We start from the raw sequence: 15010 nt of genomic DNA, 5'->3' as shown, positions 1-15010 counted from the left end.
GTACGTCCGCCGGCCGTCCGCCGCGGAGCGGATCAGACGGTGGTGGCGGCCTCGTCGAAGGCCAGGCGCGGCGAGCGCGGGAAGAAGGCGTCGGAGCCCGGCTTGCCGACGTTGATGACCAGGAAGGACTTCTGCTTGCCGTCGCCGAAGAACTCCTTGTCGACGGCGGCGAAGTCGAAGCCGGTCATCGGGCCGGCGGCCAGGCCGGCGGCGCGGATGCCGAGGATGAAGTAACCGGCCTGGAGGGTGGCGTTCTGGGTGCCGGCGGCCTCGCGGGCGGTGGCCTCGGAGAAGAAGGTGTCCTTGATGCCCGGGGCGTGCGGGAAGAGCTGCGGCAGCTTCTCGTGGAAGTCCAGGTCCACGGAGAGGATCACGGTCAGCGGCGCGGTCAGCGTCTTCGGGCCGTTGGCCCCCATGGCGTGCTCGACCAGGCGCTTACGGGCGTCCTCGGAACGGACCATGGTGATCCGCAGCGGCGACTGGTTGAAGGCGGTCGGGGCGAACTTCACCAGGTCGTAGATGGCCTGGACCTGCTCGTCCGTCACCGGCTCGTCCGTGAAGGTGTTGGCGGTCTGGGCCTCGCGGAACAGCAGGTCCTGAGCGGCGGCGTCAAGGGCGAGAGACATGGGGGCACCTCGGGAGTCGGGTGGGCTGCGGAACGGTGAAGACAGCGGTGTCTACGGGAACCACTCTAGCCGAGATAGATTAAAGTTCAACTAACGGCTGGAAGGTGTGAGCCGGTTCACAGCGCGATGGTGACCTTCCGGATCTCGGAAGACCGCTCGGCGGTTCCGCACTCCCCCTCGACCGTCCGCGCCCTCAGCCCTCCGCCCCCTCCGCGTTCTCGCTGTCCCCGGCGTCCGCCTCCGACGGCTCCGCCAGTGCCTCGTCCAGGCGGGCCCGCGCGCCGTCCAGCCAGCGGCGGCAGACCTTCGCCAGCTCCTCGCCGCGCTCCCAGAGGGCGAGCGACTCCTCCAGCGTCGTACCGCCGGCCTCCAGGCGGCGGACGACCTCGATCAGCTCGTCGCGCGCCTGCTCGTAGCCGAGTGTGGAGTCCACCGGCGCCACCTCGGTCGGGGCGTCCACCACGTCATCCGTCTTTGCCATGTCTCCCACCCTATGAGTGCGTATGCGTCTGATCCGCGTGCCTACGGGCCCGTGCGGCCGTCACGGCGCGGCGTCCGGGATGCCGGCCACCCGCACCCGGAACTCGCCCTCGGCCACCCTGGCCCGCAACTCCTCGTCCGCGCCCACCTCTTGGGGTGAGCGCACCGCCGCCCCGTCCGGCTTCTGGAGCACCGCATAGCCGCGCTCCAGCGTCGCCTTGGGGGAGAGCGCGACCACCCGCGCCAGGGTGTGCACCAGCTCGGAGTCGGCGCGGTCCAGCAGATGTCCCAGCGTCCGCCTGCCGCGCTCCAGCAGGGCGGTGACCTGCTCCTCGCGGTCCGCCACCATCCGGTGCGGGTGCTGTATCGACGGGCGGTGCAGCGTGGCCGTGAGCCCCCGCACCTCGCGGTCCAGGAAGCCGCCGAGCGCGCGCCGGGCCCGCTCCCGCAGCTGCTCGACCCGGGCCAGCTCCTCGCCGACGTCCGGCACCACCTTCTTCGCCGCGTCCGTGGGCGTCGAGGCGCGCAGATCGGCGACCAGATCGAGCAGCGGGCTGTCCGGCTCATGGCCGATGGCCGAGACCACCGGCGTACGGGCCGCGCCGACCGCCCGCACCAGCTGCTCGTCCGAGAACGGGAGCAGATCCTCCACGCTGCCGCCGCCGCGCGCCACGATGATCACGTCCACCTCGGGCAGCGCGTCCAGCTCCTGCACCGCCGCGACCACCCGGGGCACCGCATGCACCCCCTGCACCGGCACATTGCGCACCTCGAAGCGGACGGCCGGCCAGCGGTGCCGGGCGTTCTCCAGCACATCGCGCTCGGCGGCGCTGGCCCGGCCGCAGACCAGGCCGATCAGCTGCGGCAGGAACGGCAGCGGCTTCTTGCGGTCCGCCGCGAACAGCCCCTCGGCCGCCAGCGTCTTCTTCAACTGCTCCAGCCGCGCGAGGAGTTCACCGACCCCGACCGGACGGATCTCGGCGGCCCGCAGCGACAGCTGGCCGCGCGGCGCGTACCACTCCGGCTTGGCGTGCACCACCACCCGGGCGCCCTCGCTCACCACCTCGGAGACCTTGTCGAAGACCTGGCGATAGCACGTCACGCTCACCGAGATGTCGTACGACGGATCGCGCAGCGTCAGGAAGACCACGCCCGCGCCCGGCCGCCGCGAGAGCTGGGTGATCTGCCCCTCGACCCACACCGCGCCGAGCCGGTCGATCCACCCGCCGATGAGCCGGGACACCTCGCCGACCGGGATCGGCGCTTCCGGAGACGTAGAGACAGCCATACGAGCGAGAGTAGCGGCGGCCACCGACAGTGCCGGTCCGGCGGCGCAGCGGGACCGGCCCGGCCGGCGACGGACGCCGCCGTCAGTCCCGCGCCGCGCCCGCCCGCGGCCGGCGCGCGTACTGCACCGCCAGCACCCCGAGCCCGGCCGCCAGCCACCCCCCGCCCACGGTCCGCGCGGTCACCGACGCCTCGGCGATCACCGCGACCACCACCGCGAGCCCCAGCAGCGGCACCACCAGATGCCGCAGCACGCTCGGCACCTCCGCCCGCCGGCGGATCCGGAACCAGCCGATCACCGACGCGTGCAGCAGCCCGAACGCGGTCAGCGCACCGACGTTCACGACCGACGACAGCAGGTCCAGCCCCTCGTCCCGGGTCGCCGCCCAGACCGCCGCCACCAGCGTCACCAGTGCCGCCCCCAGCAGCGCCCGGCGCGGCACCCCGCTGCCCCCGTCCACCTTCGCCATCGCCCCCGGCAGCCGCCGGTCCCGTGCCATCGCGAAGAGCAGCCGGCCGGCCGCCGCCTGCCCCGCCAGCGCGGCGAAGGCGGCCCCGATCGCCTTGCTCGCCGCCACCAGGTCGTGCAGCCAGCCGCCCACCGCGGAGTCCACCGTCGTATAGAAGGCAGCCCCCTGCTCGCCTGGTTGCGCGGCCAGCTCCGCGGCGCTCATCGGGGCCAGCAGCGCCGCCAGATACGTCTGCACGGCGAAGAGGACACCGGCCACCACCAGGCACGTCACCACGGCCCGCGCCACCCGCCGCGACCCCCCGGAAGCCTCTTCGGCGAACGACGCGATCGCATCGAACCCCAGATACGACAGCACCGCCACCGACACCGCCGCCAGCACCGCGTCGAGCGAGAAGCCGCCCTCACCCGTCAGCGGCACCGTCCAGCCGCGTTGCGCCCCGTGCGCGGCCAGCGCCCACACCGCCGCCACCACGAAGACCGCCAGCACCGCGATCTCCAGCGCCAGCACCGCGAACCCGACGACCGCCGCGGTCCGCACCCCCCGCAGGTTCAGCAGTGTCGTGACCACCACCGCGACCGCCGTCCACACCCACTGGTGCACCTGCGGCACCAGCGCGTGCAGCGCGATCCCGGAGAACAGGTACGCCACCGCCGGGATCAGCAGGTAGTCCAGCATCGCCATCCACCCGGCGACGAACCCCGCGCCCTCACCCAGGCCGGCCCGCGCATACGCATAGACCGACCCGGCCTTCGGGGCGACCCGCACCATCTGGGCGTACGAATACGCCGTGAACGCCATCGCGGCCGTCGCGACCACGTAGACGGCGGTGATCGCACCGTGCGACGCGGCCTGGAGGGTGCCGAAGATCCCGACCGGCGCCATCGGGGCGATGAACAGCAGCCCGTAGACCACCAGGTCCCGGAACGTCAGCGTCCGCCGCAGCGACCCGGTGCCGCCGGGCGCCTCGTCATCCGTGGCCACGCCGACCGAGTCCGCCATCCCGCCTCCTTCGTACGCCCGTCAGCAGTCTGCGGTAACCACGCGATCAGCCGCCGCCGGGGCACGGCCTACGATGGGACGCATGACCGCAATGCCCAGCCCGCAGCACAGCCGCAAGGTCCTCCTCGCCGCGCCCCGCGGATACTGCGCGGGCGTGGACCGCGCCGTGATCGCCGTCGAGAAGGCCCTGGAGCAGTACGGCGCGCCCGTCTACGTACGCCACGAGATCGTCCACAACAAGTACGTCGTCAAGACCCTGGAGAAGAAGGGCGCGATCTTCGTCGACGAGACGGAGGAGGTGCCCGAGGGCAACATCGTCATCTTCTCCGCGCACGGCGTCGCCCCCGTCGTCCACGAAGAGGCCCGCCGCGGCAAGCTCGCCACCATTGACGCGACCTGCCCGCTGGTCACCAAGGTCCACAAGGAAGCCGTCCGGTACGCCAAGGAGGACTACGACATCCTCCTGATCGGCCACGAGGGCCACGAAGAGGTCATCGGGACGAGCGGCGAGGCACCCGAGCACATCACCCTGGTCGACGGCCCCGCGGACGTCGCCAACGTCGAGGTCCGCGACCCCGACAAGGTGGTCTGGCTCTCCCAGACCACGCTCTCCGTCGACGAGACCATGGAGACCGTCGACGCCCTCAAGGGCCGCTACCCCAACCTCCTCTCGCCGCCCAGCGACGACATCTGCTACGCCACGCAGAACCGCCAGACCGCGGTCAAGCAGATGGGCGCCGACGCCGACCTGGTCATCGTCGTCGGCTCCAAGAACTCCTCGAACTCGGTCCGCCTGGTCGAGGTCGCGCTCGGCGCCGGCGCCCGCGACGCCCATCTCGTCGACTACGCCGACGAGATCGACGAGAGCTGGCTTGCGGGTGTGCGCACGGTCGGTGTCACCTCCGGCGCCTCGGTCCCGGAGATCCTGGTCGAGGGTGTCCTCGAATGGCTCGCCGCCCGCGGCTACGACGACGTCGAGACGGTCACCGCCGCCCAGGAGTCCATCGCCTTCTCGCTCCCCAAGGAGCTCCGCCGCGACCTGCGCGCCGAGGCCAGGGCGGCGACCGAGGACTGATCGCCGGCCGCTTCGGCCATCCCGGGGGCGGTCCGCCCGCTCCGCGCCTAGCCTTTTCCCATGAGGGTCTTCGGTGTGGACATCGGCGGAACGGGCATCAAAGGCGCCCCGGTGGATCTGGAGCGCGGCGACCTGACGGACGAGCGGTACAAGGTCCTGACCCCGCATCCGGCCACGCCCGAGGGGGTCGCGGACTGCGTCAAGCAGGTCGTGGACCACTTCGGCTGGTCGGGCCCGGTCGGCGCGACCTTCCCCGGCGTGGTCACCGGCGGCACGACCCGTACGGCCGCCAATGTCGACAAAAGCTGGATCGACATGGACGCCGCCGCGCTGCTCACCGAGCGGCTCGGCGGCGAGGCCGGCGGCAGTCCGGTCACGCTGCTCAACGACGCGGACGCGGCGGGCCTGGCCGAGATGCAGTTCGGCGCCGGCCGCGGGCGCGCCGGCACGGTCATCGTCCTCACCTTCGGCACCGGCATCGGCAGCGCCGTCTTCATCGACGGCCGCCTCGTCCCCAACACCGAGCTCGGCCACCTGGAACTGCACGGCCACGACGCCGAGAGGCGCGCCTCCGGCAAGGTCAAGGAGGACGAGGAACTGAGCTGGCAGCAGTGGGCGCACCGGGTCCAGAAGTACCTCGCGCACGTGGAGGCGCTGTTCTCGCCCGGACTGTTCGTGATCGGCGGCGGGGTGAGCCGCAAGGCGGAGAAGTTCCTGCCGCTGATCGAGGGGATCAGGGCCGAGATCGTGCCGGCGCAGCTTCAGAACAACGCGGGGATTGTGGGTGCCGCGATGGCGGCCCGTGCCGCTCGGGCTGGCGGGCCACCTGCGGGGGACGGTTTCCCGGCCGGCTCCGCGACGCCGGCTCCTCCTGCCGCGGGCCGTCCGGCCGCTGCCCGGCCCGCCCGGTCCGCTGTCGCGTCACCGGTCGGCTGGCCCGACCCCGGGCGCTGAGCAGCGCCTTGCGGACGAGCACCAGCAGTCCGCAGGCCAGCGTGCCCGCGTAGAGCCAGCCCGCGTTGAGCGCGAGGACGGTGAAGATGCCCATCAGCAGCCCGGGGAACCCCACCGGGCCGTGCTGGATCGGCAGCGCGCCGACCGTGAACGCGATCGGCAGCGCCACCGGCGCGGCGATCAGGTCGTACGGCCGCACCCACGCCCCCGCGCACACGCTCACCAGCAGGAAGAACACCCCGTACGCGGTCTGCGCCCCATGGAACAGCAACTGGTCCAGGTACGCGAACGACAGCAGCGCCAGGGCGGCCAGCAGCCCGCAGCCGAGTCCGGTGAGCTTGGCGGCCGGCATCCGGTCCAGCAGGCCGGCCACGGGGGCGGGCGCGGGCCGCTGCGGCCGGGCACGGTAGACGGTCGCGATCTCGTCGCCGTCCGCCGTGGACGGGCCCACCGGCTCCGGCAGCGGCGACGGGCGGGCGGGGGTGCGGTACTCGTCCGCCAACGGCGCGTAACCACGGGCCGTGACCGTGGTGCCCGCGGGTACGGACGCGTATCCGGAGGCCCGCATCGCGGAGAGGAAGTCGTCGTCGGGATCGGGGGCCACCGCCTCGGCGGGGCGCGGGAGCCGGGCATCCTGGCCCGCCGCCGGACCGCTGCTCAGCCGGGGGGTGTACTGGGGCGAGTGCGCTTCGTGTTGCTCCACTCGCCAACGGTAGGCATCTAAGTGGGATTAATAGGTCACAGGACACGCACTTTGACCTGTCTTGGGGGCTTCGTTCGAAGCCGTACGCCCCCACTGGGGGCCGCGCCCCGTCCCCCCGGCCCGGTGCGCCCGGCCCAGTAGACTGGTGGATCGGCCGCCCCGGCCCCGCTCGGTCCCGACCGGCCGGACCCCGGGAGCCGGCCGCCCGTCACCCACCTCCACGCTCCGGGAAGTCGCCACCGTGTCGCTCACGATCGGAATCGTCGGTCTGCCGAATGTCGGCAAGTCGACCATGTTCAACGCCCTGACCAAGAACGACGTGCTGGCGGCCAACTACCCGTTCGCCACCATCGAGCCGAACGTCGGCGTGGTCGGCGTCCCCGACCCGCGCCTGACCAAGCTCGCGGAGATCTTCTCCTCCCAGAAGATCCTCCCCGCCACCGTCGACTTCGTCGACATCGCCGGCATCGTCCGCGGCGCCTCCGAGGGCGAGGGCCTGGGCAACAAGTTCCTCGCGAACATCCGCGAGTCCGACGCGATCTGCCAGGTCATCCGCGCCTTCAAGGACGAGAACGTCGTCCACGTCGACGGCAAGGTCTCGCCCAAGGGCGACATCGAGACCATCAACACCGAGCTGATCCTCGCCGACCTCCAGACCATCGAGAAGGTGCTGCCGCGCCTCCAGAAGGAGTCGCGCATCAAGAAGGACGTCGCCCCGAAGGTCAAGGCCGTCGAGGAGGCCAAGGCCATCCTGGAGGAGGGCCGCACCCTCTTCGCCGCCGGCTACGTCCAGGGCACGGAGAAGACCGAGCTGCTGCACGACCTCCACCTCCTCACCACCAAGCCCTTCCTCTACGTCTTCAACGTCGACGAGGAAGAGCTCTCCGACGAGGACTTCAAGAACGAGCAGCGCGCCCTGGTCGCCCCCGCAGAGGCCATCTTCCTCAACGCCAAGCTGGAGGCCGACCTCGCCGAGCTCGACGACGACGAGGCCCTCGAACTCCTCCAGTCCGTCGGCCAGGACGAGCCCGGCCTGGCCACCCTCGCCCACGTCGGCTTCGACACCCTCGGCCTCCAGACCTACCTGACCGCCGGCCCCAAGGAAACCCGCGCCTGGACCATCAAGAAGGGCGCCACCGCCCCCGAGGCCGCCGGTGTCATCCACACCGACTTCCAGAAGGGCTTCATCAAGGCCGAGGTCATCTCCTTCGCCGACCTCGTCGAAACCGGCTCCGTGGCCGAAGCCCGCGCCGCCGGCAAGGCCCGTATGGAGGGCAAGGACTACGTGATGCAGGACGGGGACGTGGTGGAGTTCCGGTTCAACGTGTAGTGCGTGACATAGCACCACACTGCTGATCTGGCAAACATACAGGTCAGATGGGGTTCGGCCTTTCGAGGTCGGGCCCCTAAGTCTTTCCCGTGCTGGATCGGTGCTGGATAATCTGACACCTCGTCACCTCTCGTCACCCCTCATCGTCTGCACCGTGCTGGGTTGGTGCTGGATCTCTGGGGGGCGCCCCGTGCTGGGATGGCGACAGCTGATGACTCGTCGGTAACGCCGCTCACGTCATCCTTCGGGTGGGTTTCTCCTGCAACCGGAGGATGACTTCGGAATGAGCGCAAATACTCCCTCGACTCGAACACTCGTTCCCTGTTCTACTGGTCCGGAAGCCACCATTCCGTGACGACAGGGGGTCCACATGGCTATTCGCCGTCCGCTCGTTTCTCGCGTCCTCGCGCTCCCCGGTAAGGGGGAACCACAGAGGGGGGCCGCCTTGCTTGGGTACGGGATGCTCGCGAGCGCGGTCGCCTTCTCGGGCACGCTGGCCATGCAGGAATCGAGTGTGAACGAGTCCGCTCGGCGGGCCACGCGCTCGATGCCCGACTCAACCCCTCATGAGGCTGAGCCGGTGGACAATGACGTTCTGGCCGAGACTCCCGACGAAGGCCGTGTGCCTACATTCTTTGACGGCCATGGAGGGGTGGCCGGCGTCGAGCTGACCGAAGAGCAGCGCAAAGCCGTCATCAAGGAAGCTCTCCACCGAGGCATGACCAAGGAGCAGGCTCACGACCTCGCCTACGGCTCTGACGAGTCAAGCGAGCCGGATCGGCCCAAGCCGCAGCAGCCGCCTGTGGGCCCTCCGGCCACGCTGGACGGGAAGGAGGCACACGTCCTCGCCAGCGGCCCCCTGTATCGCCAAGTCGCCCCCGCAGAAGAACAAGATGCCAAGAACGCGGAGAAGAATCGCAAGAAGGGCGAGCAGCACCCTTCCGGAAAGGACGGAGCGGGCGGCAAGTCCTCCGCGACTTCCGGTAAGGGGAAGGACAAGGAGAATCGCAAGCTCACCGACGAACTCGACGCGTTCATTCCCGACCAGGTGGAGAAGGTGATCGGCGACCTGCTCCCGTTCCGGCTTTGGATGGCCCAAGTCGCTGACCCCAGCACCAAGCCGACATGGGATGTCGTTCACGAACCCGAAGAGGGAACGGTGACGGTCACCGCGGAATCGCAGATGGCCGACAACATGACCGTTACCGTGGAGGTCACGGCACCCGTTGAGCAGACCCCGGACGCCCTGCCCGCCACGGTCGCAGTGACCGTCACCGACCCCCAGACGGACACGGTGACGGCTGTCACCGAGATCGAGACTGTCGAGGGCCACGACAACATCCCGCGGGTTGCGATAGGTGAGGTCGTCGAGGCCGTCATCTCGGCGCGCTCGGACGACGCTGACGCGGTTGTCCGACATGCGGAGGAGCCTGGTCTGGCGGGCCAGAGTAGTGCCCACTTGTTCGCCACTGTCCGATAGACCCTCTAGGCTGCTCTGCGTGGTAGCACAGGTAGAAGAGATGACTCAGAGCACAACGCCCGAGGCGAACGAGGGCCCGAGCGGTGCTCGGATCAAGGTCCACCGTGGGGACGCCTATGACCTCATGGCGGACCTTCCTCCGGAGTCTGTCGACCTGTTGATCACCTCCCCGCCTTATTGGGGCCTCCGCAGCTATGGCCTGGAGCACAACGAGGAGATCCTCAAGGAGTGGCTCGCTGAGGACAGTTCGCGAGTACAGACGGACGTGCCGCCCTACGAGTGGTACCGGAAGCACGGCGGGGTGCTCGGACTGGAGCCGCTTCCGGAGTGGTTCATCGGCCACCTCGTCGAGATCCTCCAGCGAGGCGCCGCAGCGCTGAAGCCCCAGGGCAGCATGTGGATCAACATCGGCGACACCTACTTTGCCCGTTGGTCCAGCATTCGCCATGACGGGCGCCAAGGGCTCGGCGACAACCCGCGCTCGCGACGGCGTACGCCGATGGGTGGGTACCGTCAGGAGAAGCAGATGCTCCTCATCCCCGCCCGCTTCGCCATTGCGATGCAGGACCTTCGGTGGATCCTGCGAAATGACCTCATCTGGCACAAGCCGAACGTTCCCCCTCGGCCGGAAAAGGATCGACTTCGCCTGACGCACGAACACTTCTTCCACTTCGTGAAGCGACCGAAGGAAGGTCGTGCCAAGTACTACTACGACTTCGAAGAAGTCGAGGGTGGAGCGCAAGACGTCGTGTACTACGACGTCGATGAAGCGGAGGAGGGAGCGTGTGACGTAGTCAAGACCGGCGTCCGGTCCGGCTCTGACGGCCACTCTGCCACGTTCCCTATCGACCTCATCAAGCCGCGAATCCTGACGTCGTGCCCTCCCGGGGGGACTGTGCTCGATCCGTTCTGTGGGACCGGTAGGTCGCTTTCTGTCGCCGCGTCCACAGGTCGCAACGCCATCGGATTTGAACTGGGAGAGTCTTTCCATCAGGCCGCCGTGAAAAATGCGGCAGCTGCACTTCAGCAAGAGCAGCTTTCATTCGACGACGGAGTAGGGGAATAGCAGTTGACCGGGGGAGGTGCCGCCAACAAGGCGGCGAATAATGTCATCGGCGAGTGGTTCGGGCATCGCGTTTTTCCGATAGTCGCCGAGACGCCGGAGAGCCTCAGTGACCAGGAGGCCGAGCGTTGCCCGTTCATCACTAGGGCGACCGGAAAGAACACCGACTGCGTCAAACAGAAGAATTCCAAGGGTGTCTGCACAATTAGCAGCACGAGCAACGGAACCCGCCAGGACTGGCTGGCATGTCCGTTCCGCGCCCTGGATGACTCGATGCTTCAAGATGCTGCGCACCGACTCTTCGGGTATACCGCAGGCGACGACGTGAAGATCATCGCGGCCACTGTTCTGGCGGACAAGGGTGCGGCCGACGAGCTGCGCAAGCGTGTCGCTGACGGAAAGCCCTCGATCGTCTACTTCCAGAACAAGCTCGGCGGGGAAATCTCGATCAGTCCCACAGATCGATCCCCCGAATTCTCCTTCGATGCAACAATGATCGAGATGAAGTCCGACTCCGGTGGTGCGCTAACCGTGGGTCGGTACGGGATCTTCGAAATCCAGACCATGGACTTCCACGGTACATACAGGAAGTCTGTGGAGCTTCTTCGCTGGGCGCGTCACGCGCATAAGGGGGAGTTCGGGGAGAGTGTCGCGTCCCACCCTCAGTGGCTCGCAGAAGGCATTGAGGGTCCCAATATCGCGAATGCCTTTAAGCGCACCTTCTACCAGATGATGTTCAAGTTTCAGATCGGGGCGCACGATGCCTCGGCTGGATGTATCTTCGCGATCCCGCGGGCGGTCTGGGAGAGCTGGCAGCGGCATTTGGGTCGCCCCGATCTGGTCCAGCACACGGACGGCACGTGGCGACTGGTGCAAGACGGTCAGCAGCCCGATGACAACCCGCCGGCATGGATCTATGTGTTCGACGTCGAACAGTCGCAGACACAGACCCCTAATGCGCTGAACCTGTGGCGCGTGATCGGGACCGATGCAGCCGCCCTCAGCCACTACACCTTGGACGTTTCGCCGGAAGCCGCGCTGGCAACCGGCGGGTCTGTCGGTCGCCTGCGCGAAACAATCACGATGCGGCTGGCCAAGTACCTTCCGGAGCTTCGCCCCGCGCCAAAGGGCAGGCAACGCAAGGCGAGCGGCGTCTCCCCGGGGCAGACGAAGATATGAGATCAGGTGCGGCTGCACTCGCCCTCAATGCTGGCAGCTACTGCCGGCCAGGGAGTGGGGAGCGGTTCGAAGTTCGTCCAGTACTGGTGGGATGACCGAACTGCGGCGCTTACGCCCAGCCGCACTTGCTCATGGTCGATTGTGCCGATGACTCGGCGAGTTATGCCCCCGGCACCTCTCGGCGCGGGCCTGATGCCGCTTCCGAGCAACAGGGTCGCGGTGCGTATGGCGTCGAGGGTCGCCATGGGCGCTGCTTCGGCGAGCGGCCCGAAGACGAGCCTGGGCCATGCCTCTCGCGTGCGCGCCCAGGCCAAGCGTTCAAGGCTCGTTCCCAGGTCGACCGCCAGGCGCTGTGGGTGTTCGGCGTGCCAGAGGAGAACGATGTCGCCGAGGGTGAGGTCCAGGTGCCGAAACCGCAGGGTGATTCCCCTGACCTGGCGGCGCTGCCACACCTGGACACGGCCGTAGATGCTGATGTGCCGGGCGTGAAAGCCGAGTCGGGACAGCACCGACAGCCAGGCGTCGAGTGTCTCCCCGTAGCCGTCAACGCCGTCTAGGGGCTGGACACAGGAGACGTTGACGAACGAGGTCAGGAACCCGTCGCGCAGCTCTCCGGACTCGGTGCGCTGGCCCGTGAAGCGCACAACGGGCTGCGGGATGAACCCTCGGCGGTACGTGTGAGGGCGGCCCTCCTTCAGGAGGGGGTCGAGAGCCTGGACGGCCGAGATGGTCAGCTCGGTCTCGCGCCCCCACCGGAGGGGCAGGCAGGCATCCCGTCGTATGCCCTGTGCAGCGAAGCCCTCTTCGAGCGTGCCGAGCAGTCCTGCCCAGGAAGGCGGACGCCGGGGAGGCCGGTACGGGGTGCCGCGATCAGGGTGGTGGATCTCCAAGGCATCCCCGTCGAGGGAGAACTCCCAGTGAGGCCCTAACGCCTTCCGGAGTACCCCGGTGATCTGCGTGGTCGGGGAGCCACTCAGCACGGGCGAGCCGCCATCCCCTCGAAATGCCGTGCGGGGTCGAAGCGGTGCTGCCCGATGGACTGCACCTGGCGATGGTCGAGGGCCTCGGCCTGCTCGATGGCCTCAGCGAGGCTGATCGCCGCCGTCTCGTCGTCCACACCTGGGTCGACGACAGTGATCGCCCCGGTCTGGTCACACAGGGCGGCTTCAGCGCACGTCCCCGTGCGCCAGACAAGGGCCGCGATCGGGGTTCCAGCTCGCAGGGACTCGCCGAACACTGCGGCTCCAGCTTCCACGTATGTACGCGCGTAGGTGTAGACGAATGTCGACGCGTCACGGAGAGCGGCGGTCTTCGCCGGGCCGCCGACTTCGCCGACAACCTCGACGTGATCCGCCGTGAAGAGCTTCTCGTACCGGCGTACGTAGTCCTCGTCGAAGACAGGCCCAACGATGCGAATGCGACGGCCGAGTATCTGGGCTGCTCTCAACGCGAGGTGCGGGGCCTTCTCCTCGTCTATTCGACCCAGCCACACAAGATCCTGCCCAGCGGCCGAGGGCGGCTCCTCCTCGTTGAGGCCGAGGTGAACAGCAAGCTCAGGGATCGGCTGGTGAGCCGCGTACCGCTCGATCATCTCGGGCGAGTAGCAATACAGCCGGGACCGCTTGCCGTCGAATGCGGATTCGGTGTGCTGGAACACTGGGGAGTGCTGGAACGTGGCCACGTCCCCGCCCAGTTGGCTCCAGGTTCGCACCCAGGCAGGGAGTGACGGGTACTCATGGCCGACGACCAGGAGGTCATAGCCGGCCGCTTTGAGCTCACGCTCGGCCAGTGAGCCCGCGGTGACATCTTCAAGGCGAACCGGCTTGCGGGCCCAGTCGGCTTCCAGATCCTGGAGCCATCCCGGCCCAAGGAGATGCACGTCGGCGCCTGCGGCACGGGCGCCTACCGCGACCGCCCAAAGCCATCGTTCGATCCCGCCGTATCCGGCTGGGGGAAAAGCGTAGCTACCAGGAAAGTCGCAGACGCCGACGAGCACTATGCCTCCGGGGTTCCGTCCGCCGAGATACGGCGGAAGCCGAGGTAGGGAACGAGTGATTCGGGCAGGACAATCGAGCCGTCCTGCTGCTGACCCTGTTCGAGCACCGCGGCCAGGGTGCGGCCGATCGGAAGGCCCGAGCCGTTGAGCGTGGCCACCAGCTTGGGCTTGCCGTCCGCGCCACGGGTGCGGATATTGGCGCGGCGCGCTTGGAAGGTGCCGAAGTTCGAGACCGACGAGATCTCGCGGTAGGTGTTCTGGCTGGGAAGCCACACCTCCAGGTCGTACGTGAGCTGGGCGGAGAAGCCCGTGTCGCCTGCGGCGAGGGTCATCACGCGGTACGCGAGGCCCAGCTCCTTCAGACACGCCTCAGCGTGGCCGATCATCTTTTCCAGCTCGGCGTCGGCATCCTCGGGGTCGCAGATCCGCACCATCTCCACCTTGGTGAACTGGTGCTGGCGGATGAGGCCCCGGGTGTCGCGGCCGTACGAGCCGGCCTCCGAGCGGAAGCACGGCGTCTGAGCCGTGAGGGCGAGCGGCAGCTCCCCGGGCGGGATGATCTCGTCGGCGTAGAGGTTGGTGAGCGGGACCTCAGCAGTCGGGATCAGGAACAGTTCGCGATCCGCGACGCCGGTCTTGAACAGGTCCTCTTCGAACTTCGGCAGCTGACCCGTGCCGGTCATCGTCTTGCGGGTGACCAGGAACGGAACCGAGTGCTCGACGTAGCCGTGCCGACGCGTATGAACGTCGAGGAAGAGCGTGACGAGTGCCCGCTCAAGGGCTGCGCCTGCTCCGCGCGAGACGGCGAAACGGGGGCCCGAGAGCTTCGTCGCCCGAGCGAAGTCGAGGACTCCGGTGGCCTCGCCAAGATCGACGTGGTCCTTCGGCTCGAAGGAGAAGGTCGGCGGAGTCCCTACTCGGCGGACCTCGACCGCGAACTCTTCAGAGTCGCCATCCGGGGCCCTGTCGTCGGGGATGTTCGGGATGCTGAGGAGGAGGTTGCGGAGGTCGTCCTGGACCTTCTCCTGGTCGGCCTCGATCTCCCGAATCTGGTCCTTGATCTCGCGGGCCCGCTCCTTCAGCTTGGAGATATCCCCGCCCTGCTTCGCGGTCTCCTGGACCTCCTTGGCCACGCGCTTGGACTCCGCCCGCAGCTCGTCGGCCACACGAATGCTCTGGTTCCGCCGGGCCTGGAGGTCCTCCAGGACGGACAGGTCCAGGGAGTAACCGCGTCGAGCGAGCCGACGTACCGCTTCGGCCCCCATGTCGATCAGGGCGCGAGCATCATGCATGGCTGGGGTCCTTCTTCTCCGGGAAGTGAGCTACCGCTCTGACGGTAGCAACTGCCGACGCGGCGTCGCCCCG

General features: G+C 68.5%; 13 protein-coding genes and 1 pseudogene. 6 read left to right on the top strand and 8 right to left on the bottom strand.

Annotation, left to right across the window (positions count from 1 at the left end):
- Positions 1 to 32: 32 nt before the first annotated feature.
- The 4 genes from IEZ17_RS23875 to IEZ17_RS23860 form a co-directional block, all read right to left on the bottom strand.
- Positions 33 to 626 carry a malonic semialdehyde reductase gene (locus IEZ17_RS23875; protein WP_189303342.1) on the bottom strand — a complete coding sequence of 198 codons (594 nt, stop codon included), beginning with the start codon at positions 624 to 626 and terminating at the stop codon, positions 33 to 35.
- 193 nt (positions 627 to 819) lie between these two features.
- Positions 820 to 1107 (bottom strand): exodeoxyribonuclease VII small subunit, encoded by a 288-nt coding sequence (locus IEZ17_RS23870; RefSeq protein WP_189303340.1) that lies wholly within the window; start codon positions 1105 to 1107, stop codon positions 820 to 822.
- Positions 1108 to 1167: 60 nt separating this feature from the next.
- A complete protein-coding gene (gene xseA / locus IEZ17_RS23865; RefSeq protein ID WP_189303338.1) occupies positions 1168 to 2394 on the bottom strand; it encodes an exodeoxyribonuclease VII large subunit in 1227 nt (408 codons plus the stop codon).
- 82 nt (positions 2395 to 2476) lie between these two features.
- The gene (locus IEZ17_RS23860; protein WP_189303336.1) at positions 2477 to 3865 is read right to left on the bottom strand and encodes an APC family permease; all 1389 of its coding nucleotides are present in this window, start codon (positions 3863 to 3865) and stop codon (positions 2477 to 2479) included.
- 73 nt (positions 3866 to 3938) lie between these two features.
- Between IEZ17_RS23860 and IEZ17_RS23855 the strand changes: the two genes are divergently transcribed.
- Entirely contained in the window at positions 3939 to 4940 is a 1002-nt protein-coding gene (locus IEZ17_RS23855) for a 4-hydroxy-3-methylbut-2-enyl diphosphate reductase (protein WP_373299909.1), read from the top strand.
- A gap of 60 nt (positions 4941 to 5000) precedes the next feature.
- Positions 5001 to 5894 carry a polyphosphate--glucose phosphotransferase gene (gene ppgK / locus IEZ17_RS23850; RefSeq protein WP_189303332.1) on the top strand — a complete coding sequence of 298 codons (894 nt, stop codon included), beginning with the start codon at positions 5001 to 5003 and terminating at the stop codon, positions 5892 to 5894.
- A 58-nt stretch (positions 5895 to 5952) separates the two neighbouring features.
- On the opposite strand, the pseudogene IEZ17_RS44225 reads toward ppgK, so the two are convergent.
- Positions 5953 to 6246: pseudogene (locus IEZ17_RS44225) on the bottom strand (DUF6542 domain-containing protein); the annotation flags it as partial.
- A 592-nt stretch (positions 6247 to 6838) separates the two neighbouring features.
- Between IEZ17_RS44225 and ychF the strand changes: the two are divergent.
- The 4 genes from ychF (at position 6839) to IEZ17_RS23830 (ending at position 11649) form a co-directional block, all read left to right on the top strand.
- On the top strand, positions 6839 to 7927 hold the full coding sequence (gene ychF / locus IEZ17_RS23845) for a redox-regulated ATPase YchF (protein ID WP_189303330.1): 1089 nt from the start codon (positions 6839 to 6841) through the stop codon (positions 7925 to 7927).
- 445 nt (positions 7928 to 8372) lie between these two features.
- Positions 8373 to 9407, top strand: coding sequence for a hypothetical protein (locus IEZ17_RS23840; RefSeq protein WP_189303328.1), 1035 nt, complete (start codon positions 8373 to 8375; stop codon positions 9405 to 9407).
- A gap of 19 nt (positions 9408 to 9426) precedes the next feature.
- Entirely contained in the window at positions 9427 to 10473 is a 1047-nt protein-coding gene (locus tag IEZ17_RS23835; RefSeq protein ID WP_229852582.1) for a DNA-methyltransferase, read from the top strand.
- Positions 10474 to 10476: 3 nt separating this feature from the next.
- Positions 10477 to 11649, top strand: coding sequence for a PDDEXK family nuclease (locus IEZ17_RS23830; RefSeq protein ID WP_067120192.1), 1173 nt, complete (start codon positions 10477 to 10479; stop codon positions 11647 to 11649).
- 2 nt (positions 11650 to 11651) lie between these two features.
- On the opposite strand, the gene IEZ17_RS23825 is transcribed toward IEZ17_RS23830, so the two are convergent.
- Genes IEZ17_RS23825 through serS form a run of 3 tightly spaced genes read right to left on the bottom strand, consistent with a single transcriptional unit; the run spans position 11652 to position 14937 of the window.
- The gene (locus IEZ17_RS23825; RefSeq protein ID WP_229852581.1) at positions 11652 to 12629 is read right to left on the bottom strand and encodes a hypothetical protein; all 978 of its coding nucleotides are present in this window, start codon (positions 12627 to 12629) and stop codon (positions 11652 to 11654) included.
- Positions 12623 to 13645: a glycosyltransferase gene (locus tag IEZ17_RS23820; RefSeq protein ID WP_067120194.1), complete on the bottom strand. Its 1023-nt coding sequence runs from the start codon at positions 13643 to 13645 to the stop codon at positions 12623 to 12625. Before IEZ17_RS23820 ends, IEZ17_RS23825 begins: the two co-directional genes overlap by 7 nt.
- Complete coding sequence (gene serS / locus IEZ17_RS23815) at positions 13645 to 14937, bottom strand: serine--tRNA ligase (RefSeq protein WP_067120197.1); 1293 nt, start codon at positions 14935 to 14937, stop codon at positions 13645 to 13647. The genes IEZ17_RS23820 and serS overlap by 1 nt, the downstream gene beginning before the upstream one ends.
- Positions 14938 to 15010: the final 73 nt, after the last annotated feature.

The sequence above is a fragment of the Streptomyces albospinus genome, assembly GCF_014648695.1.
GTDB lineage: Bacteria > Actinomycetota > Actinomycetes > Streptomycetales > Streptomycetaceae > Streptomyces > Streptomyces albospinus.
The sequence above is the reverse complement of the archived record's forward strand: the minus strand, read 5'-3'. Positions and strand labels throughout refer to the sequence as shown.